The sequence below is a fragment of the Rhodococcus sp. 27YEA15 genome, assembly GCF_049739425.1.
Taxonomy (GTDB): Bacteria; Actinomycetota; Actinomycetes; order Mycobacteriales; family Mycobacteriaceae; genus Rhodococcus_F.
On record NZ_JBMHHW010000001.1, the window covers coordinates 3,347,566 to 3,369,574 of the forward strand.

The 22,009-nt window shown below is 64.6% G+C and carries 18 protein-coding genes; 5 read left to right on the top strand and 13 right to left on the bottom strand.

From position 1 onward, the window contains the following. Positions 1-18: 18 nt before the first annotated feature. Positions 19-1,443, bottom strand: a complete 1,425-nt coding sequence (locus ABH922_RS15890) for an NAD(P)H-hydrate dehydratase (protein ID WP_424807837.1) — start codon at positions 1,441-1,443, stop codon at positions 19-21. Between the two features lie 41 nt (positions 1,444-1,484). Here ABH922_RS15890 and ABH922_RS15895 point away from each other — a divergent pair, with 41 nt between their 5' ends. After that, the gene (locus ABH922_RS15895) at positions 1,485-1,850 is read left to right on the top strand and encodes a plastocyanin/azurin family copper-binding protein (RefSeq protein ID WP_424807838.1); all 366 of its coding nucleotides are present in this window, start codon (positions 1,485-1,487) and stop codon (positions 1,848-1,850) included. 58 nt (positions 1,851-1,908) lie between these two features. Here the strand turns inward: ABH922_RS15895 and glmS are convergent, their stop codons facing one another. Beyond that, entirely contained in the window at positions 1,909-3,771 is a 1,863-nt protein-coding gene (gene glmS / locus ABH922_RS15900; RefSeq protein ID WP_424807839.1) for a glutamine--fructose-6-phosphate transaminase (isomerizing), read from the bottom strand. A gap of 99 nt (positions 3,772-3,870) precedes the next feature. Between glmS and ABH922_RS15905 the strand changes: the two genes are divergently transcribed. Continuing rightward, a complete protein-coding gene (locus ABH922_RS15905) occupies positions 3,871-4,710 on the top strand; it encodes a dienelactone hydrolase family protein (RefSeq protein WP_424807840.1) in 840 nt (279 codons plus the stop codon). On the opposite strand, the gene ABH922_RS15910 is transcribed toward ABH922_RS15905, so the two are convergent. The 10 genes from ABH922_RS15910 to eccCa all read right to left on the bottom strand — a co-directional run bounded on the left by ABH922_RS15910 (position 4,671) and on the right by eccCa (position 15,678). Beyond that, positions 4,671-4,982, bottom strand: a complete 312-nt coding sequence (locus ABH922_RS15910) for a hypothetical protein (protein WP_424807841.1) — start codon at positions 4,980-4,982, stop codon at positions 4,671-4,673. The genes ABH922_RS15905 and ABH922_RS15910 overlap by 40 nt on opposite strands. Beyond that, on the bottom strand, positions 4,982-6,223 hold the full coding sequence (locus ABH922_RS15915; protein WP_424807842.1) for a hypothetical protein: 1,242 nt from the start codon (positions 6,221-6,223) through the stop codon (positions 4,982-4,984). The genes ABH922_RS15910 and ABH922_RS15915 overlap by 1 nt, the downstream gene beginning before the upstream one ends. Then, positions 6,220-6,525, bottom strand: a complete 306-nt coding sequence (locus tag ABH922_RS15920; RefSeq protein ID WP_424807843.1) for a hypothetical protein — start codon at positions 6,523-6,525, stop codon at positions 6,220-6,222. Before ABH922_RS15920 ends, ABH922_RS15915 begins: the two co-directional genes overlap by 4 nt. Before the next feature lie 140 nt (positions 6,526-6,665). Beyond that, positions 6,666-8,003, bottom strand: coding sequence for a phosphoglucosamine mutase (glmM, locus tag ABH922_RS15925; RefSeq protein ID WP_424807844.1), 1,338 nt, complete (start codon positions 8,001-8,003; stop codon positions 6,666-6,668). Positions 8,004-8,148: 145 nt separating this feature from the next. Further along, entirely contained in the window at positions 8,149-8,658 is a 510-nt protein-coding gene (gene rpsI, locus ABH922_RS15930) for a 30S ribosomal protein S9 (protein WP_424807845.1), read from the bottom strand. Continuing rightward, entirely contained in the window at positions 8,655-9,098 is a 444-nt protein-coding gene (gene rplM / locus ABH922_RS15935) for a 50S ribosomal protein L13 (protein ID WP_424807846.1), read from the bottom strand. Before rplM ends, rpsI begins: the two co-directional genes overlap by 4 nt. 258 nt (positions 9,099-9,356) lie before the next feature. Further along, positions 9,357-9,668 (bottom strand): WXG100 family type VII secretion target, encoded by a 312-nt coding sequence (locus ABH922_RS15940; RefSeq protein ID WP_424807847.1) that lies wholly within the window; start codon positions 9,666-9,668, stop codon positions 9,357-9,359. 69 nt (positions 9,669-9,737) lie between these two features. Then, entirely contained in the window at positions 9,738-10,058 is a 321-nt protein-coding gene (locus ABH922_RS15945; protein WP_424807848.1) for a WXG100 family type VII secretion target, read from the bottom strand. Between the two features lie 185 nt (positions 10,059-10,243). Next, the gene (locus ABH922_RS15950) at positions 10,244-11,689 is read right to left on the bottom strand and encodes a type VII secretion-associated protein (RefSeq protein ID WP_424807849.1); all 1,446 of its coding nucleotides are present in this window, start codon (positions 11,687-11,689) and stop codon (positions 10,244-10,246) included. Beyond that, positions 11,671-15,678, bottom strand: a complete 4,008-nt coding sequence (eccCa, locus tag ABH922_RS15955; protein WP_424807850.1) for a type VII secretion protein EccCa — start codon at positions 15,676-15,678, stop codon at positions 11,671-11,673. The genes ABH922_RS15950 and eccCa overlap by 19 nt, the downstream gene beginning before the upstream one ends. Positions 15,679-15,937: 259 nt before the next feature. Between eccCa and eccD the strand changes: the two genes are divergently transcribed. Continuing rightward, positions 15,938-17,377: a type VII secretion integral membrane protein EccD gene (eccD, locus tag ABH922_RS15960; RefSeq protein ID WP_424809693.1), complete on the top strand. Its 1,440-nt coding sequence runs from the start codon at positions 15,938-15,940 to the stop codon at positions 17,375-17,377. A 17-nt stretch (positions 17,378-17,394) separates the two neighbouring features. Next, positions 17,395-18,783, top strand: a complete 1,389-nt coding sequence (gene mycP, locus ABH922_RS15965) for a type VII secretion-associated serine protease mycosin (protein ID WP_424807851.1) — start codon at positions 17,395-17,397, stop codon at positions 18,781-18,783. Between the two features lie 15 nt (positions 18,784-18,798). On the opposite strand, the gene eccB is transcribed toward mycP, so the two are convergent. Continuing rightward, entirely contained in the window at positions 18,799-20,262 is a 1,464-nt protein-coding gene (gene eccB / locus ABH922_RS15970) for a type VII secretion protein EccB (protein ID WP_424807852.1), read from the bottom strand. 123 nt (positions 20,263-20,385) lie between these two features. On the opposite strand from eccB, the gene eccE reads away from it, so the two are divergent. After that, positions 20,386-22,005 carry a type VII secretion protein EccE gene (gene eccE / locus ABH922_RS15975; RefSeq protein ID WP_424807853.1) on the top strand — a complete coding sequence of 540 codons (1,620 nt, stop codon included), beginning with the start codon at positions 20,386-20,388 and terminating at the stop codon, positions 22,003-22,005. Positions 22,006-22,009: the final 4 nt, after the last annotated feature.

The window sequence follows — 22,009 nt, forward strand, 5'->3', positions numbered from 1 at the left end:
CCCGATCCGAACCCGACTTCAAGTCGGGTTTGCCTGCAGGCCTGTTTGGCGGAGCACCCGCACCGCATCCCGTAGGTGATCGAGCAGTGCCGACGCGCCGACCGGTGCTCCTGCCGCCGCGATACCCGCGGCCATACTGTGCGCCCGCGCTGCGGCTGCTGCTGCGTCGACAGTGGGCACACCGCCGGCCAGCAACGCCCCGATCGTCCCGCTGAGAACATCTCCCGACCCGGCAGTGGACGCCCACGATCCGCGGGCGTCGTTGACCATCACTCGGCCCCCGTCTCCGGCGATCACGGTACTGCGACCCTTGAGCAGTACCGTGACTCCGAGTTTCGCCGCCAGCGATCGTGTGGATGCGATTCGATCAACCCCCAGCGGCGCGAAGCGGGCGAACTCTCCCGCGTGAGGCGTGAGCAGTGTCGGTGCCGTTCGGCCACGCACCAGCTCGGGCGACTTCGCCAACAGAGTCAGACCATCCGCGTCGACGACCACCGGGACGTCACTCGAGAGCACCGACGCCAATATCCGCCCTGCCCGCGCGTCGGTACCCATGCCAGGCCCGACCACCCACGCCTGCACCCGCCCGGCCGTCTCGACGCCGGCGGTGGCAACCACTTCCGGATACCTTGCCAGCACCGGTGCCGAACCTGGGCCCGCGTATCGAACCAGCCCCGAGGTCGCCGTGACGGCCGCACCGGTACACAGCACGCCCGCCCCCGGATACCGGCCGCTTCCGGCAACGACGCCCACCACGCCCTGGGAGTACTTGTCGTCTGCCGGACCTGGAACGGGCCACAATCGACCCACCTCGACATCGGTGAACGCGGTGCACTGCGGCGCAACCGGTGTCAGCCCGATGTCCACCAACTCCACCCGCCCGCAACGATCAGGAGCCAGCACGTGCACCGGCTTGAGTGCACCGAAGGCCACCGTCACCGCAGCAGTCACCGCCGGGCCGTCCACCGACCCCGTATCGGGGTCCACGCCGCTGGGCAGATCCGCCGACACGATCGGCGCCTGTACCCGATCGAACAGCGCCGCCGCGACCGGGCGGAGCGGGCCGTGCCCAGAAATCCCGACCACGGCATCGATCACCAGATCGGGCTCCCCCACCTCGGTGACGATCCGGCCACCGGCCCGCGTCAGAGCCGCCAATCCGGCGGTATGCGCGCGTTCCGAATCGACCAGCACGGCACGAACCTCGACGCCGCGTCGACGAAGGAACGCCCCTGCCCACAATCCGTCTCCCCCGTTGTCTCCACTGCCCACGATCACCGTAACAGTTCGGTACGCGATCGACCCTGTACGAGAACGTAATTCGGCCGCAACCACGCCGGCGAGACCGTACGCGGCACGGCGCATCAAGATCCCCTCCGGTAACTTCGCCAAGAGCGGAGCCTCCGCCGCACGCACCTGTTCGGCGTTGTAGTACTCACGCATCCCGAAACCCTTCGATCACCGTCGTCGCTACCCTCGGAACTATGAAATCACGTCTAGGGCCGATGATCGCCGCACTGGCAGTCGCCCTCGCCCTCACCGGTTGTACCAGCACCACCGATTCCTCGGAACCGGAAGCTCCCGTCAGCGGACCGGTCGTCACCGTCACCGCAATGGCTTACTCGCCCGCGTCCATCACCGTCGACGTCGGCGACACCGTCACCTGGGTGTTCGACGACAACGGAATGGCTCACGACGTGAACGGACTCGGAAGTGCCAGAGGGAAACTCCGCAGCCCGCTGAAGAAGTCCGGAACCTACACGCACACGTTCACCGAAGCCGGAACATACGACTACACCTGCACCCCGCACCCCGAGATGCGCGGCACGGTCGTCGTCAACACGCCCTGAACACACTCGGGCCCCCAGTCCGAAGATTGGGGGCCCGAGTTCATTCGACAGGTGAAAACTATTCCACCGTAACCGATTTCGCCAGGTTGCGCGGCTTGTCGACGTCGTAGCCGCGAGCAGCAGCCACCTCGGCGGCGATGATCTGCATCGGCACCGTCGAGAGCAACGGCTGCAGCAGCGTCGGCGCAACCGGAATCACGATGAGATGATCCGCATGCGCGGCCGCGACTGTGTCGCCTTCTTCCGCGATGACGATCGTGGTCGCCCCACGAGCCTTGATCTCCTGAATGTTCGAGACCAGTTTCGAGTGCAACACCGGCCGACCCTGCAACGACGGCATGACGATGATGACCGGCAGACCTTCCTCGATCAGCGCGATCGGACCGTGCTTGAGTTCGCCTGCGGCAAAACCCTCGGCGTGCATGTACGCCAATTCCTTGAGCTTGAGCGCACCCTCGAGCGCTACCGGATAGCCCACATGCCGACCCAGGAACAGCACCGTCGACGCGTGCGCGAACTGCCGCGCGATCGCCCGTACCGACTCGGCCGACTCGATCACCTCTGCCACCAAGGCAGGCATGGCCTCGAGGTCGGCGTACTCGCGGGCCACCTCGTCCGGGTACTTGGTACCGCGAGCCTGCGCCAAAGCCAACCCGACCAGGTAATTCGCGGTCACCTGTGCCAGAAACGCCTTGGTCGACGCGACCGCGATCTCCGGTCCCGCCCGGGTGTAGAGAACGGCGTCGGCCTCACGCGGGATCTGAGCACCGTTGGTGTTACAGATCGCGAGCACGCGAGCCTTCTGGTCCTTGGCATGCTTGACCGCTTCGAGAGTGTCCGCCGTCTCACCCGACTGTGAGATCGCCACCACCAGAGTGGAGCGATCGAGAACCGGATCGCGGTAGCGGAACTCGCTGGCCAACTCCACCTCGACCGGTAGCCGGGTCCAATGCTCGATCGCGTACTTGGCCAACAGTCCCGAGTGATAGGCGCTACCGCACGCGACGACGAATACCTTGTCGACGTCCCGTAATTCCTGATCCGACAACCGCTGCTCGTCGAGGATTATGCGGCCGTTCTCGAAGTGACCGAGAAGAGTGTCGGCAACCGCCGCCGGCTGCTCCTCGATCTCCTTGAGCATGAAGTAGTCGTGGCCGCCCTTCTCGGCAGCGGCCAGATCCCAGTCGATACGGAACGGACGCCCCTGCGCCTGCACTCCGTCGAAATCCGAAATGGTGTAGCTGTCGGCCGTGATCACCACGGCCTGATCCTGGCCCAACTCCACCGCGTCCCGGGTGTGCTCGATGAACGCAGCCACGTCGGACCCGAGGAACATCTCGTTCTCTCCGACCCCCACCACCAACGGCGTCGACCGGCGAGCAGCGACAATCGTGTCCGCGTGATCGGCATGGGTGAACACCAACGTGAACGCACCCTCCAACCGTCGAACCACCGACAGCGCGCTGCCCACGAAATCTCCGGCGGTATCGCCCTGCGCGTACGCGCGGGACACCAGATGAACAGCTACCTCCGAGTCGGTATCACTGAGCAACTCGACTCCAGCAGCCTCGAGCTCGGCACGCAACGGCGCGAAATTCTCGATGATGCCGTTGTGTACCACGGCCAGCTTGCCACTCGCGTCACGATGCGGATGCGCATTACGGTCTGTCGGCCGTCCGTGCGTCGCCCACCGGGTATGGCCCATCCCGCTGGTTCCGACGAAACGATCAGCGCCGTACTCGCCGAGTTCCGCTTCGAGGTTCGCGAGTTTTCCGGCCTTACGCTCGATCTCCATTCCACCGACACCGTCGAGAACAGCGATCCCGGAGGAGTCGTACCCCCGATACTCCATTCGCCGTAAAGCCTCCACCACGACACCCAAGGCCGGGCGGTGGCCGACGTATCCCACGATTCCGCACATGGTGGTCCAGGGTACTTGGACACCACCGACCCGCGCATTTTGCGGTTGGTCGGCCTCAGACGCATACAGTCGACGCGCAATCGGATAACGTCTTGAGCCGTGGCACCGAAACTGAAGACACTGACCCGTGAGCTGTCCAAGCGCGGCCCACACCGCGTCCTGCGCGGCAATCTCGCCCTGGCCGGTCAACCCGGAGTCGTGTACACCCCTGAAACCGGTTTCAACCTGCCGGCCGTGGCCTTCGCGCACGGCTGGATGACCAGCCCGCATCGGTACGAGCACACCCTGCAGCATCTCGCATCCTGGGGAATCGTCGTCGCCGCACCCGACAGCGAACGCGGGCCCGTCCCGTCCCACCTCGGCCTTGCAGCCGATCTGCGGGCCAGCCTCGACATCTGCGTCGGCGTCCGACTCGGCCCCGGTCAGATCAGTGTCCATCCGGATCGACTCGGATTGATCGGGCACGGGATGGGTGCCGGCGTCGCGGTCCTCGCTGCCGCGCAACGCGCGGAGATCGGGGCTGTCGCGGCGCTCTTCCCCGCACCGACCGCACCGAAAGCTGAGAACTACGCGTCCAAGATCACAGCCCCAGGGCTGATCCTCGCCGGTGCCGACGACGTCGATTCCCTCACCAGCAATGCCCGACCGTTGAGTCAGGCCTGGGGTGGACCGGTAATCGCCCGAACCGTCGACGACGCTCGAGACGCCGGTTTGATCGAAGGTAGACGCCTGCTCGGCGCCCTGGGATTCGGTGGTTCCGAGCGCAAGACTCAGGCCACGACCCGCTCACTGCTCACCGGATTTCTGCTCCAACATCTGGCTGGGGAGAAACGATACGAAGCACTGACCGACGAGACCGCCGAGATTTCCCACACCGCGTTGCTGACAGAGGAGCCGGCTCAGTCCGACGCGCGAGTGAGCCAACTGCTCCGCCGGTGACCGTCCGGGTCACCGGGCGGATCAGACGAAGTGATCCGCCCAGCCGGGGTCTTCGCAGCCGTGCTCTCCCCGGCCGTGCTCTCCCCGGCCGACCTCAGGTATCGCACCGGCTCGTCGCGGTAAGCACGGGAATCGTCGGCACGCACCGGTTCGCTCTCCGGGGTCTTCGGCTCACCGTACGTCCGTTCGGCGACGTCGCGCCGTCGCCGAAACTCCGCCAGTTCTGCATCACACGTCCGCAGGATGCTCGCGAACCGTTCGTGCGCCGACATCACAGCGGCCCCGACCCGGCCAGCCGAGCACCGTTCGATTCCCCCGCCTCCGGCACGGGACGATCTACCAGGTCCGTCGTCGATTCGGTTGGTGCCACATCGGATTCAGCCGATTCCAACCCGCCGGGCACTCGGGTAGAGCTGTCGTCGAACTCCACCTCCTCGGTCGTCATGCTGTTCGACGGCCCACTGTTCGACGAGACTGCAGAATCCGGCGCCCCCGCCGTATCGGCCGGACCTGATTCCGAAACCGCCTTCGGATCTTCTGATTCGACAGCCGGCGAGTACACGGTCCGGGACTCGACAGCCGGGGATTCGACTGTGAACCGAGGGATTCCGTTCGCATCCAGTTCCAGGCGTACCGACACCGCCTGCCCCGATGCACGCAGAATGTCGACCGCTACTCCCCGTCCGTCCGCGGCCATCGACAAACCCCATTGATCACCCGCGATGTTCAGTGACGCCAACGCCGTGGGCACTGCACTCGGCACGAGATCGTCCTCCCGTCCGGCACCACCGGTGGCCAAGGGAAACAGTTCCTCGATCAGGTCGGCTGCCGCGTCGAACGCGCGCGTCAACGCCTCCGAGCACTCTGCACACGCCCGGTCGAACTCGTCACGAGCGTCGACGTATACCGGCCGAAACATCGTGTCCACCCACCACCTGACCGCAGGATTCTCGACACTGCTGCCACCGCCGAGCAGCTGGTCGATCGTCGGGCGGTCAAGTCCACCGACAGTGTGCCGATCCAGGCTGGCAATCTTGAATGCCTTGTCCGACACCGCAGTCCGAACCACCCGGCTCAGATCCTCGGACACGGTGACCAACAGAGAAGTGGACTCGACGTCGAAATTCGACTCCTGCTGCACATTTCGGACCTGTCGGACCACCGCATCGACTCCGGTCACGTCCCACACCTCGGGTAGCGACTCGACACAAGCGGCGGCAAGCGCATATTCGACAGATGATCCGCGCACGGCGGCGGCCGTGTCCGAGACGTCGAGTGCGAACGCCGCGAGATCGACACCGGATTCCGCACGATACGCCCGGTCGTAGGATTCGAGGCTACGGTCGTCGATACCCAACTGCGACGCCACCTCGTGAAATCGTCGGAAGAACCCCAACCCCCCGGCACCTTGCTCGAGGACTGTGTCCGGATCACCCGGACAGTGCCGCTGCGCCAGAATGTCCTCGGCCGCACTCGACACCCGAACCGGCGAGCACCCGACGCCGAACGTCATTGCCCCGAACCGCCTGCCTTACGTAAGCGGTCCGCGGTCTCCCGATCCACCTCGGACAGGGCACTGGTGACCGAACCGATCCGGTCCGCGACAGACTCGACGACATCCGCCCGCGCTGACATCCGGATGTACACCCCGTCGAGCGCCGACGCCAGCCGGTCACCCTGCGCGGCGTGATCCCGCCCCGCCGCGGTACCGGCGAACCTGTGCGAATCAACCAGTTGCGCATGCTCACGCAGTCGGTGCGTGAGCGCTCGGATCTTCTGTTCCACCTGCTCGACCGCACGTACGTCGATCTCCACACCTGGCCCCCTTCGTCACCTCACACGTCGATCATCGACGGCAGTCGACTACTTGGACGCACCAGAGGGCTCGTACGTTCCCTCGCCGGGACAAGTCGAAAGGCAGGGCAATTTCAGGCAGCCGGGCGAGCGTGTTCGGGTCAGACCGACGCGACGGTCTCGGCCAAGGAGTCCGCCAACTTCTGTGCCACGGCCAGATCGGTTGCCTCCACCATGACGCGCACCAGTTGCTCGGTTCCCGATGGCCGAAGCAGAACCCGGCCGTCTTCGCCCAGAATCCGCTCGGCATCCGCCACTGCCGAGACCACCGAATCCGAAGAGGCCACTGCGGCTTTGTCACCGACCTTCACGTTGATCAGCACCTGCGGCAACGTCGTCATGATCGCAGCCAGCTCCGACGCCGAACTACCCGACTGCGCCATCCGTGCCAGCAGCCGCAATCCGGTGAGCACGCCGTCACCTGTCGTCCCGAAATCGGGCAGAACCACATGGCCGGACTGTTCACCGCCGAGGCTGTACCCACCGGCTCGCAATTCCTCGAGGACGTACCGATCGCCCACCGATGCGGTGACGACCTCGATTCCCGCCGACCGCATCGCAATGTGCAGGCCCAGGTTGCTCATGACCGTGGCCACGAGCGTGTTGTCCACCAGTTCACCAGCTTCGTTCATAGCCACCGCCAGCACCGCCATGATGGCGTCACCATCGATCACGGCGCCGTTCTCGTCGACCGCGAGGCACCGATCGGCGTCGCCGTCGTGGGCGAGGCCCAGGTGTGCGCCGTGCTCGACGACAGCTTTCTGCAAGTTCGCCAGATGCGTTGAACCACACCCGTCGTTGATGTTCAAACCGTCAGGATCTGCATGAATGGCAATGACATTCGCTCCGGCAGCCCGGTAGGCCAGTGGCCCTACCACCGATGCCGCACCGTTCGCGCAGTCGACGACCACCGTCAGCCCGTCCAGCGGAGCGGACAGTGCCGTTCGCAGATGAGTCACGTACAGTTCCGCGGCATCGGTGACCGGCCGGACTCGTCCGATGGCAGCACCGACGGGCAAGGACTCGCCCGTATCACCGTGCAAAGCCGCTTCGATCGCCGCTTCCACCGTGTCGTCGAGTTTGTGTCCACCGGCTGCGAAGATCTTGATTCCGTTGTCGGGCATAGGGTTGTGCGACGCAGAGATCATCACACCGAGACATGCATCGAACTTGCCGGTCAGATATGCCACCGCCGGCGTCGGCAGTACCCCCACATCGAGAACGTCGACCCCCGCCGACGTCAGCCCCGCCGTCACCGCTGCCTGCAGCATCTCACCACTCGCGCGAGGGTCACGCCCCACCACCGCGACCGAACGCTCCTTCTTCGAGTCAGCTGTCAACACTCTGGCCGCCGCGACTGCCAATCTCAGAGCCAGATCTGCCGTCAGATCCGAATTGGCAAGGCCACGAACACCGTCAGTACCGAACAACCGACCCATAGAACAACTCCTGGATTCCTGTGAGAGATCGAAACACACCTAACCCGACAAACACGAGAGCGGGCGTCCGGTGATCGTGGACGCCCGCTCTCGTGGTGAACAGGTGCCGAACCCGACCGAATTCACGGTCGACCTCGGCAAAGCATCAGCGCTTGGAGTACTGCGATGCCTTACGGGCCTTCTTCAGGCCGTACTTCTTACGCTCGACAGCGCGGGCGTCACGCGTGAGGAAGCCGGCGCGCTTGAGCGCGGGACGATCCTCGGGGGTGACCTCGATGAGTGCCCGGGCGATGGCCAGACGCAGCGCGCCTGCCTGTCCGGACGGGCCACCGCCGTGCAGCAGTGCAACGATGTCGAAGGACTCGGGACGCTCGACCGTGACCAGCGGAGCCTTGATCAGCTGCTGGTGCACCTTGTTCGGGAAGTAGTCTTCCATGGTGCGACCGTTGAGCTTGAACTCTCCGGTGCCGGGGGTCAGACGGACGCGGACAACCGCTTCCTTACGACGACCCACGGTCTGGATCGGCCGATCGATGACGATCGGTGCGAGCGCAGCTGCGACCTCTTCGACCTCTTCGACGACGTCAGCAGCGACGAACTCTTCGACTGCCTCGATGTTCTCTTCGGACAAGTTCTGCTCTTCCGACGATGTCACTGTGCGACCTGCTTGATCTCGAACGGCACCGGCTGCTGCGCGGTGTGGGGGTGATTCGGGCCGGCGTACACCTTGAGCTTGCTGCTCATTGCGCGGCCGAGCTTCGTCTTCGGGAGCATGCCGACGATGGCCTTCTCGACGAGACGGTCGGGAGTCCGGTCGAGGACCTCACCGACGGTGCGGGACTTGAGACCACCCGGGAATCCGGAGTGGTGATAGACGTTCTTGCCCTGGAGCTTGTTGCCGCTGATGGCAACCTTCTCGGCGTTGATGACAACGACGAAGTCGCCGCCGTCAACGTGCGGTGCGTAGGTGGGCTTGTGCTTGCCGCGCAGCAAGGTCGCTGCCTGAACGGCAAGACGGCCGAGCACCACGTCGGTGGCGTCGATGACGTGCCACGTGTGGGTCACATCTCCGGCCTTCGGGGTGTACGTAGACACAGATCTTCCTCGTCTTAATTCATTCCACTGCTGACCATGTGCGTATCGCGAATACGATCCTCGGCGGCCAGTTGAGACCCGAGAACCGCCGGCCCGTTCACATCACTGCGAGAGGCCTACGGCACGCCACCGGTAGACGATACCGGCCGATACCATCTTCGGTCAAAGTGGCCTACTCCACCCGCACACGCCGCTGCCCCCGCCGAGATCACGATTCGACGGGGGCAACTGACGATCACACGGCGCGATCGCTCCGGATCAGCGATTCCCGAATCGGCTTGCCGCCGCGCGGTCCGCAGTGTGCATGTCCTCTGATCCTTGCCCGGTTGCCCGCGCGATCAATTCGAGGACTTCGTTCAACTCGCGCGATCCTTCGCCCCAGCGATTCTGCGCGTCGTTCCACTCCACGGCACCGGCCCCGTCCCACGAGGCCTGCAGATTTGCCACCACCGATGCGATCGCGCTGTTCTGGTCGTCGATATTCCTCGACTGAGACCGCATCGTGTCCGCCAACGCTTGCAGTGCCGGGAAGTTGTACTGAATACCCGTGCCGGTAATGTCCAGTCCCATAGTTGCTCCAGTTCGTGTGAAAGAAGTCCGTATTACCTTGTACTGCCGCCAATTACGTCAATCGATCCGTCAGAGCATGTTGATCGAGCCGCCACCCTGCACAGCCCGGTTGAGGCCCGCAACGTTCTCTTCCTCGACCGCGACGAAATCGCCGGCCGAAAGCTTGACCTGATTGCATATGTCGGTGAGAGCGTCGTCCAACTTCTTGGTGGCAGCGTCGTATCGCGTCATGATTTCCATGTACGTGGCCTGCGATACTCCCTTCCACATACCGTGTGAACCTTCAGCTTCGGCACGAACAGATGCCGCGACACTCTGGATCACACCCCGATGGTTGTCGATGGAATTGGCCGACTGCGTCAATTCGGACGGTGTTGCCGTGAAGCCCATGTATCCCCCTGAGATTCGTCGAGTCCCGTCCCCTGCCGATCCACCACCCCGAGACAGTCCCCCGGACACGGCACAGCACGAACGACACCCTGTTGATGTGCGCTACACATTGTTGGACGCGGCGACGTCACGATCGGTTCCGGCATCACGCGCAATTTTCTCGCCCCGACGAACCACCACCCGGCTCACTCCACGACGTGCACCGTCTCCCACACTCGGCGGCAATCCGCGGCGACGGCATCCCACTCGTCGAGCAGGTACTGACAGCCGACACTGATCTGAAACCCGCCTTCGACGTACACGCGCCACCGCACCTCCGAATAGTTGTCGGGGAACTCGACGTACGTCGCCGTCCTCCGCCCGTCCGCACCACCGACCACCGCGAATTCGCCGAACCGCAGCGGATCCTCGAAAGCCGAGAACTGCTGGTGCAGCGAATCGTGCACTTCGTCGACAGTGGATCCCGGACGTAACGCAGTCTCGACGATCACGATCTTTCGATCAGTCCCCGTCGGCGGCACCGCGTCCGTGCGGCCCGGCTCGGCGGACTTCGGGATGAACCTCCATCCCGAAGGGAAGACCGCCTCGACCTCCCCTACCCGGACCTGACCGGCCGCAAGTGATGTCGGGGCCGCGCCCGGCTCCTCAACCGGAGGCCCGGATTCCGGGATTCCGGTCTGCCGAATCGTCGAGATCGGCTTGTCGAGAGCTGAATTCGACTTCTCGATACCTGCCGTTCGAATCGTCAGGCCGACAACAGCCACGGCGACAAGCGTGAGCACACCGGCAAGAACTGCTCGACGCCGACGTGAACGCGTCGTAGCCGGCCCGATGTCCGCCGGTTCCGGGCGAACCGCGACGTCGGCCACTCGCGCCTGCCACTCTTCGCGGAGGACGCGATCGTCGACACCGGCCGCGGGTATCGGGCGCAGCCGAGGGTCGATCACGGCGGTGACCAGCTCGGATTCGTCGACAGCTCGAATCCCACCCCGCACCGAACTGCCTGGCACGTCGGCGTCGAGCAAGGCCGCAGTACGGCGCGACTGCATCCCGACCACCATCATGGCGTCTCGGCGAGATATCGCGCCCACACTTGCCACCAGTGACATCAACTCGCGGTTCGCGGCAACCCGAGAGAAGGTGATGCGCAACTCGTCGCCGCACTCCTCCACGACCGACACTGCGACCTCGGTCGGTCGCTGCTCCACTACGACACACCGGTCCCGCCACTGCGATCGTCTGCTGCGCGCCACCGCGACCGCCATCGGAACCAGCATCACATCGGAGGCGACTCGTCTTGCGGCGTCGAGGAATTGATTCCGGCGACGGTGACCCCAATGTGATGGATGCGTCAGATACACCCGGTCCGGGCCGGGAACGCCGCACCCGCGAACCACCCGCTCGAACAGGTCGGCAAGCGCCAGGACCGTCGGCCGGATTCGGTCATCGACATCTACGTAGTCGTCGTCGACGAACACCAGCGGACTCATCTCGACCACGCCGGACACACTCGAATCCGACCGCAGGTCGGCCGCGCATTCGAACACCTGTTCGCCTGAAGCCGCCCACACCGTCGAGTGCCCCACGTGTACGGCCACGGAATGCGGGTTCGTCACAGCGGCGGCAGCCACGGCACCTGGATCAGCTGGGTCCGGGATCGCGAAACGAAGGTTCCTCGGCCCTCCGGCATCGGTTGCCCTCGCACGGGACCGACGAGATTCCCTTCGTCTCGGCTACCACTCATGACCAATCCGGCCGGCGCCATGTCGCGAATACGGGCGATGACCGGTTCGTACAGAGCTCGGGATGCACCCCCCGACCGCCGGGCGATCACCAGGTGCAAACCGATGTCCTTGGCGTGCGGAATGTACTCGAGAAGCGCGGCAACCGGGTTTCCGCTCGGAGTTGCCACCAGGTCGTAGTCGTCGATCAGCACATACAACTCCGGGCCAGTCCACCACGACCGCTCACGTAGCTGTTGCTGCGTCGTCTCGCCGGTGGGCATCCGTTCGGCGACGATGAGTGCCAGATCGGCCATCACCTGCCCGAATGCCACGGACGACGACGAGTACGCACCCAGATGGTTTCCCTCGACCACGCCGAGCATCGAATGCCGATAGTCGGCGATGATCAGTTTCGCCTGAGCCGATGTGTTCGCGGCGACGATTCCCTCCGCAATTCCGCGCAGCAGCGTCGTCTTCCCGCACGCCGTGTCACCGAAGATCAACAGGTGGGGGTGCTCGGCGAAATCCATGTACACCGGTGCCAGGTCCGACTCGCCGAGACCGATGGGGACTCGCAGGCATCGCCCGTCCACCCCGGTGGATGCCGGCCAGGCCGAACCCACCGCGCCGAGCAGTTCCGTTCTCGGATAGGACTGCGGAAGCATCCGAACCGCCGGAGCCGGACGCGACACCGAACTGGCCGCTATCTGCGCCACTGCGGCAGCGACGGCGACGCTCGAGTTCTCGTAGCTCGCCACCCCGTCGATCCGCGGTAGTCCGATCAGCAGGTGCAGCCCCTCGCGGGTGATACCGCGACCCGGCCGGCGTTCCGGGACCAGGTTCGCTTTCTGGCGCCCGATATCGGAGTCACCCGGATCTCCCAGTCGGAGCTCGATACGAGTACCGAGCTGATCTTTGAGGGCAGGTCTGATTTCCGCCCACCTCGATGCGCTGACCACGACGTGAATTCCGAAGGACAGACCCTGAGCCGCCAGCATGGTGATCTCTGCTTCTGCGGACTCGAAGTCCGACCGTACCGTCGGCCAGCCGTCGACCACGATGAACACGTCGCCGAACCGGTCGCCTGCCAAACCGGCGGCCACGTTTTCTGCCCGCGGATCGGCAGCGCGTAACCTGCGGAACTCCGCCATGGAATCGATCCCTCGATCACGGAAAAGCCGCTCCCGCTCGGAGAAGACGGTGAGAACTTCGGCGATGGTCCGCCGAACACGATCGGAATCCAGACGATTCGCAACCGAGCCCACGTGCGGGAGATCTCTGAGACCGACGAGTGTTCCGCCACCGAAGTCGAGGCAGTAGAACTGAATCTGCTCGCTGGTGTGTGTCAACGCGAGCGACATGATCAGTGTCCGCAGAGCGGTCGACTTCCCGGACTGAGGTCCGCCGACTATCGCCACGTTTCCGGTCGACCCGACGAGATCGGCAACCAGGTTGTCTCGACGCTGGTCGTACGGTCGATCCACGATGCCGAACGGCGCAACCAGATTTCCTCCGGCACGGTTCGGTCCGGCCGCCACCACGTGCGGAAGTAATTGGTCGAGAGTGGGTGACTCCCTCAGTGGCGGTAGCCAGATCTCGTGGGCATTGGGACCGTGGTTCTTGATCCGATCGACGAGAACCCCCATCAAGGTTCGGGATTCGTCACCGTCCTCACCCATGTCCACCGTGTCGGGCGGTAACGGCGGCAGTGGCGCCTGGTACCCGATCACCGGCGCCGTGGTGAACGGTATCGGCACACCCGGCGACGAGGATTCCACTTCGTTCCTACTGGATCCGATCGTCGTACCCTCGTAAGGTCCCGACACGTACGCGCCTTGGAATCGGACGATCTCGGCGGAATCTGCCTTCAGATACCCGGCACCGGGTGTGCCGGGTAGGTGATATGCGTCTGGAACTCCCAGAACGGATCGGGACTCGTTCGCGGAGAACGTCTTCAAGCCGATTCGGTAGGACAGGTGACTGTCGAGGCCACGAAGTTTGCCCTCCTCGAGGCGCTGGCTGGCAAGCAGCAGATGAATGTGCAGAGATCGACCGAGCCGGCCTATCGCAACGAACAGTTCAGCGAAATCCGGCTGCTGACTGAGTAACTCGGAAAACTCGTCGACAACGACGAACAGGGCAGGGAGCGGATCCAGCGCCGCACCCGCCACCCGCGCCTTCTCGTAGTCGGTCACGTTCGCGAAATTTCCGGCCGAGCGCAGTAGTTCCTGTCTCCGATTCATCTCGCCGGCGAGCGCGTCTTTCATCCTGTCGACCATGGCCAATTCCTCGGCCAGATTGGTGATGATGGCAGCGACATGGGGAGCGTCTTCCAGCCCGAGGAACGTAGCCCCACCTTTGAAGTCGACGAGGACGAGGTTGAGCGCATCGGGTGAATGTGTTGCGATCAGACCGAGCACGAGTGTGCGTAGGAACTCCGATTTCCCGGACCCGGTCGCACCGATACACAACCCGTGCGGCCCCATACCGTTCTCGGCTGATTCCTTCAGGTCCAGTTCCACCGGATTGCCGTCCGGGCCGGTGCCGATCGGCACCCGCAGGCGGTCGCGGGCGTTGCGAATCTGCCAGCCGTGATCCGGGTTGAACCGCGCCGGGTTACCGATACCCAAGACCTGGGTCCACGACTGCGTCGACCGGTCGTCGTCGGAGTCTGCGGCGTCACGGGACGTCGGACGGTACGGCGCCATTCGGCGCGCCAGCGACTGTGCAAGTTCCACACCGGCCCAGTCGGGCGCCGCGAAGTTCTCGATACCGGCGCTGCTGACGGCGCCCAATTGGTCTTCACCGGCGATCAAGCGCAACCCTTTCGTGGCCGACAGCGCCGGACAGAAACCACAGAGGTCGATCACCGTGACCGAGTCCAATCCGACTTCGGTCAGGAGTGCGGTGTCGCCTTCCAGCAATCCGCCGTCGACTATGACGACAAGATGCGGCAATCCGGCGGTGGGCGCGGCATTACGAGCGAATCTCCCCCTGAACGAGAGCTGTTCACCGAGCGAGCTCGCGAACTCGTAATACGACCCGTACACCATCCGGGCGGAGCCGGCGTCGTCGTGGCGAGCTGGGTGTTGGACGTGCGGCAACCACTTGATCCACTCCCATCGAGCTTCCGTGTCCGGTCCGCGGACGAGGGCGATCTGCAGCACATCCGGCGCGTGAAACATCGACAACTGCATGATCATTGCGCGCACCAACGAACGAGACCGATCGCGTGCCCCCTCGACGGAGATCGAGGCGAACCCGCGCATCGACACCGCTGTCGGTAGATCGTGGACCACCGAATGCGCACGAACGAACCGGCGCAGCGCCGCAGCCGCCACCGGTTCCAGGTCCTCGACCGGACCGGTCTCCGGCGACACCAGCCGAGTGGCGAGTCGTTGGTTGCCGGTACCGACCCGGACGTGACAGAAGTCCGGGTCACCGACCTGCCGTTCCCACATCCGGGCGGTGCCGGTCAGTGTCCACAGCAGACCCGGTTCCGGATGCGTCCACTCGAGCGCGGCCCGCTGAGCTTGCGCCGTCGAAGCGACGTCTCGGCGTTGTTGGTCGAGATATCGCAGATAGTCCTTGCGGTCTTCGTTTGCCTCCGATGCCCTCGCGCCGCCGCCGCGCCCACCCCCGGCGAGCATCCCGAGCATGGATACCATCATCATCACGGGAAACATCAGGGACATGGGATTTCGTGCCATGCCGGAGCTGAACATCAACGCAACCATGCCGATCATGGCCACTACCATCACCACGGGCAGCAACTTCGTCAGAAGATTGCCGGGTGTGAGGCGAGGAATCTCCGGTGGCGCCTGAAGCGTCACCTCGCCACCAGGTGCTCGCGGCACCTCACGACGCGGCCGACGCCGGAATCTGACGGTACTCACTTCTGCCCCACCCCGATCCGTGCCGCGGACCCACCCGCGACGACACAACCCCATCGGCCGAAGCCGAACTGCCCCCCATGGCAGAGATATCGTACCGACAGAGCGTAGACCATGACGCCGACATGGCGCCCGATCCGAACCGTCGAGGCACCGTCCGCACGGCTCGTGTCGTAAAGTTCGGTGAAGTTGGTGGCGCGACGGGGGAAATCGCGTTGTAGGAGGGGACTAGTTTGTGACCATCTCGGAAGCTTCGAACACTGTGCAGGCCGGCAATGCACAACGGTTGGCACTGTCAGCTGAACTGTGCAGGTTGACAGTGCTTTCTGCACACTCTCAGGTGGATCTTGCAGTGCCCCTGCATATCCCGCTGACACTCGCGATTCCGGGCATTGTGGACACCATCGTGAGCCATCGGGAGATCAACGAATTCGACGACTCCGCCGAGCAACTCGAACCAGTCGACTGGACTCTGGCGAGAGTGGGTCGGGCGCCGCTGGCACCCGCACTGTCTCTTCACGAACACGGAATTCGGGACGGTGAACTACTGGTTCTGGAAGCAGCCGACAGCGCCGCACCGGCGCCGTTGTTCGACGACGTCATGTACACCGTCGCCGCAGCGGGGGCGGACGACTATCGTCGATGGACACCCGGAACCGCGCGCATCACCGGATCGAGCGTCGGCATCATCGCGTCGGCGATCGGTTCTCTCGCGCTGGTCCTCGGCTCCACCGAACTGGTCGGCGCGCTCTGCGCTCTGACGGTGGCGGCAGTGTTCGCAATCATCGCGGTGGTGCTCGCTCGTGTCTATCATGACGGAGCGGGAGCCATCACCCTCGGTTGCATGTCGATGTCGCCGGCACTCGCATCCGGGATTCTCCTCGTGCCGGGCACGATCGAAGCAGCGCACTTCATGCTGGGAACAGCCCTCGCTGCTGCCGTCTCGCTCTTGTGCCTGCGATTGTGCGGAACCGGGTTGGCCGTGTTCACGGCAGCATTCGGAATCACGCTCTCCGCCACAGCCGTTTTCGGTGCTATCACCGCATTTCCCCGCATTCCGGTTGCCACTGTCTGCGCCGTCTGCATAGCCGTGGCGTTGCTGGTGATCACGTTCTCGGCACGACTGTCCATGTTGTCGGCGCGTCTTCCGTTGCCGCCGGTGCCTGCACCGGCCAACCCCCTCGGCGACGATCCGAACGGGCCACCTGAACCCGAACCTGCGAGTCTGGCCGAATTGACCGAGCGCGCGTCGATCGCCCGCAATTATCTGACCGGCCTGGTGGTCACGTCAGCCGTGGTAGCAGCCGCTGCTGCCGTCGCCGTTGCGATACCGCGCCCGGGAACCGGCATCATCTGGCAGAACACCCTGCTCGCCGCTGTCACCGCGGTCGTGTTGATGTTTCGCGGACGAACGTTCGCGGGAGCGCATCAGGCCGTCCCCCTCATCGGCGCCGGCATCGCCATCGTCCTCGTCGTCCTCGGCCGGGTGGCATGGATTCACGTCGCCAACGCTGTGATCGTTTTCGGTGCCTGCATGGCAACCGCACTGTTCGCACTGGTGGTCGGGATCCTCGCGCCCCAAAGGATATTCAGCCCGGTGATGCGCCGAACTGCCGAGTTGATCGACCTCGCTGCGATTTCCGCAGTGGTTCCACTCGTCTGCTGGGTTGGCGGACTCTTCGCCACCATGCGCGGGCTCTGAAGCGCGAGTAGATCGACATGGGACTTCGATGGGCCGAAATCGCGGCAATGACGACCACCACCGCTCTCACCCTGCTCCTCGGTCAGAGCCCGGCGCTCGCCATCACTCCGGCTCCGATCGATTCGAGCGCGCTGCCCGAAGGCCTCCCGCCCGCGCCACCGCAGCCCACCGAGCAACGCTCGCTGTGTTTTTCGGCGGCCTCCGCAGGAGACGGCCCTGACGTTCCGCTCGCCCAACTGAGCCTCGGGTTCGAGTCCGTGTGGCCGATCACCCGCGGCGGCGGGCAGCGAGTTGCGGTGATCGACACCGGAGTCGGTAGACATCCGCGACTACCGACTCTCGAAGCAGGTGGTGACTACGTCGGCACGTCCGACGGTACCGAGGACTGCGATGTGCACGGAACCGTGGTCGCCGGTCTGATTGCCGCCCAACCGATGGCGGGATCGGGGTTCGCCGGTGGTGCGCCGGACGCCCAGATCATCGCGATCCGGCAATCCAGTGCCGCCTTCTCTGCGGCAGGCAGTTCGCAGGCACCTGATGTCGCCGAGAACTCTCCCGGATACGGAGACGTGAACACCATGGCCGCTGCGATTCGTCACGCCGCAGACCTGGGCGCCACCGTCATCAACATTTCCGAAGTCGCGTGCAAGAGCGCATCGGACGGCATCGACGACCGCCGCCTCGGTGCCGCTGTCGAATACGCCGCCGTGGTCAAGGACGCGGTTGTCGTGGCGGCCGCAGGCAACGTCGGTTCCGGTGGATGCAAGACCCAAAATCCCCCACCGGACCCGCTTCGCCCCGGACATGATCTCTGGCAATCGGTCACCACCATCGCAAGTCCGGCGTGGTATGACGACTTCGTCCTCACCGTGGGATCAGTCGACCCCAACGGGTCTGCCAGTACATTCAGCCTGGGCGGTCCCTGGGTAGGTGTAGCGGCGCCCGGAACCGGCATCGTCTCACTCAGCCCCACCGAACCCGGGTTGACCAATGGAAAGAACGGCTCGGACGGTGCCTCCGAACCGTTCGACGGAACGAGCTTTGCGGCGCCTTTCGTCGCGGCAACCGCGGCGTTGGTTCGGTCGAGATATCCGGAATTGAATGCGGCGCAGGTCATCCGAAGAATACAAGCGACCGCGCATGCCCCCGCCCAGGGCTGGAATCCGTACCTGGGGTACGGAGTCGTCGATCCGCTCGCGGCCGTGACCGCCGAATTTCCCGAGGTGGGTCCAACCATCGATCATCGGTCCGTTGCGATCTCACCCTTACCGCCGATACCTGCGGCCGATACCCGCGCCCGCGACACCGCTTTGATCGGCGCCGGCGCCGTCGCTGTCGTCACCGTACTGGCCGTCCTCGCCTCGGTTCCGATCCGCCGACGCATGTCGGAACGCAGCGCACACTGATCGGATTCACCTCGATCAGTTCACGGGAGCAGCCGGCGCAGAATCAGGGGCCACCCCGTCGTGCGCGATCAATGCATTCGAGCGCTCCAGGGTCGGACCGGGAGCAAGTAACTTCAACATCTGCCACGGAGCGCGATCAGGAGCACGACTGAGCCCCAACGCATTCGCGGACTCCTGGTCCGGGACGCCGTAGCGGACACCGGTGTCGGAAAGATAGAACACGCTGTCTCGACGAATGCTGTCCGCCTCGATTCCGGTTGACTGGACGAATCCACCTCGGCCTGGTTGCACGTACACCGAGTCGACGTTGGGGCCGGCGCCGTCGGCCTGCGCCAACGTGACGGGACGGGCCGACGCGGAGATCGGGAGTTCCCGGCCGGCAACGACGGTCAACGTGGCCGCAGTGCCTTGGGTTCCGTCCGATACCGGTACCGGTTGCCACTGCAGGCAGGAGACAGGTGCCGACTTGTCGTCGACGATCTCCGGCGCGAGGACAGGTAGGTCCGCCACCGCGATTTCGTCGACGGACGGAATGGAGCTGACCGCATCCGGTGTCACCTCGGGTATTCCGTTGGCGCCCTGGGAATCCGCGAAATAGATCAGTTGAGCCACCGCCGGGCTGATTTTCTGGATACCGTCCGTGAGCAGAACGTAGAACTGCGGGTCACCGCCGGTGGACAGCTTGACCACCGATCCCACGGTCTTGTTCTGCAACGAGTACCTCGGCGGCGTGCCCGCCCCGGGGATGGGAGGAGCTCGCAGGCTCGACACCTCCGGGATCGCATCGAGCATTCCCGGGCTGATCGGCCGCGATGGCGCCCCCTCCAAACCCAACGCCCGGGTGATTGCCGGATCGCCGACGTCGATGCGCGCACGCCTTCCGTCGTAGACGAGATATGTGTCCCGACCTGCCGTCACCAGGAGCGCACGATCACTGCCCAGATATGATGCGGAAGAGCCTGTTTCGGGCTCTCCGACCAGCACCGACGAGCTCAGTGAACGGCTTCCCCCAGTGGCGACCGTGTCACAGATCAACCACGACGCGTTGGTCGGAGACGAGGCCTGCGGTAGTGCGGACGGAGCTCCCGGTATGCCCACCAGTGCCCCTCTCGGCTTCGCTGCGATCTCGGCGTCCTTCACCACGGCAGGTTTGGCTGCGGATCCGAGGATCAACCTCGCCGACGCCAGGTTCAAGACGGGTCGCCACGTGCCTTCCATGGAGACGAACATCGCCCCCGAGTCCTTTGCGATCACGATATCGGCGTTTCCGATCTTGTCCTGCGGCCGAAAGAGTGCCAAAATCGCGCAGCCGGCCAGACCGAGCGTCGCGAGCACAATTCCCACGGTGAAGGCCCTCGACTGCGATCGCATCGGATCGTGCAGCATGCGCACGTCACGTCGAACCAGCGCGTGTTCCATCCGCCGAACCAGAAACCGGTACCCGTTGACCTGCCAACGAGTTGTCGGTGTTGCAGCCATCATCCCCCCGTTACTCCCATCCCCTGACAGGACACAGTACAGTTTCGCTGGGGTGGAAACAGTGGGCCGTGCTCGACCCACGACTGGTCAGGCATTCGGGGAGGGACCTTGCACCGATCGCGGTTGAAGCATTGGCCGGCTTCACACAGATCGACCGCACGAGAGTTCGTGTGCGCACAGATCGTGGGAACAGGAGTGGCGTTCGTCGTGCTCGCGGCCGGCCTCGGCCGGCACTGGGCGGTCGGAGTCGGTTGCGGCGCAGTACTGTTCGCGATGCTTCATATAGGTGGTTGGTCCACAACATCCTGGGTCAGGACCTTCTTCCGGTTCAAACGTCGACGATCGACCGATCCCGGCACCGTCGTCAGTTTCGAGACACACGACGAACAATCCATCGGACTGTGCGTCGACGGGCCGTCCCTGGTGGCGGTCGTGGCCGTCACCGCCCCGCACGACTACCTCACCCGAGTCGCCCGGCATTCGTTCGACGCATCGCATCCGCTGCCGACATCGGCGATAGCCGACTGCCTTCACCAGCACGACATTTCACTGAGCGGCATCGACATAGTCGCACACGGGTACCGAATGGCGTCGGGGACCGCCGCCACAGACGTCTACGACCGGCTGATCGGGCCGTTGCCTGCAACTGCAATCAGAAGTGTCTGGCTTGCAGTACGTTTCGATGCAGCCACCGGGCACGCGGCGGCAGCGCGGCGAGGTGGCGGCGAGCAGGGTGCCGGGCGCGCCGTCACCATCGCCACCCATCGGATCGTGCGCGTACTCGACCGTGCCGGCTGTTCCGCACGCATTCTCACCGCCCCCGAAATCGCGTCGTCGACCGCCCAGGTCACCCGCGGGACACCGATCGCCGACATCACCGAGACCTGGCGGAACACACCACTGCCCGGAGTGTCCAACTACGGCTACGGAATCGACCCGGCATTCATCACGGCGGCCACACTGGCCAAGATCTGGGCAGTGTCGACGTCCGGGACCTCGGTCACGATTCGACTGCGGCCGGGCGACCGGAACTCCAGCGTGAAGATCAGCGCCACCTGCCGTTTCACCACGTTGAATCCGCCGTCGTCGGCACCGCTCGCCGGACTCGTGTCACTGCGCGGACGTCAGCGCGACTCGTTGCTGACCAATCTACCGACGGCGATAACGACGCTCGACTCGATCTCACCGGCCGGCACCATGCACCTCGACGCCCTCGACTCTCTCGCACTGCCCGTGGCCGGTTGCGGGCAACTGGTGGGATCGGACGAGAACGGTCACGGCGTCATGGCTCGCATCTTCGGGCCCGGCGTCAACGTGGTATTCGTGGCGGGCGAGCTGTATCTGGCCCAACAGTTGATCTTCCGGGCGGTCGCCACCGGCGCACGGGTACTCGTACATACCGACCGGCCGTCGAACTGGTCGTCACTCGTCGATTCGATCGGAGCGCCGGATCGTCTTCGTGTGTCCGGGCAGGGAAACAATCCCGAGTCCGCCTTCGATACCGTCGTGTTCGACGGAGTCGAGGGACTGCCGCCGCGGGCAGGCGTGACCGCGATCCACGTCTACGGACATCCTCGTCAGTGGCCGACCGGGGATCCGGAGATCTCGATGGTGCAGCCGTACGCGCTCGGCGACAAGATCACCGTACGCACCGGCACGAAGGCAGTCGAGCTCACCTTGGTCACCATTGCAGCGGAAACCACGTTCATCGGCCGTCCGCGCGCCGCAGCGACGCCCGCCTGACTCT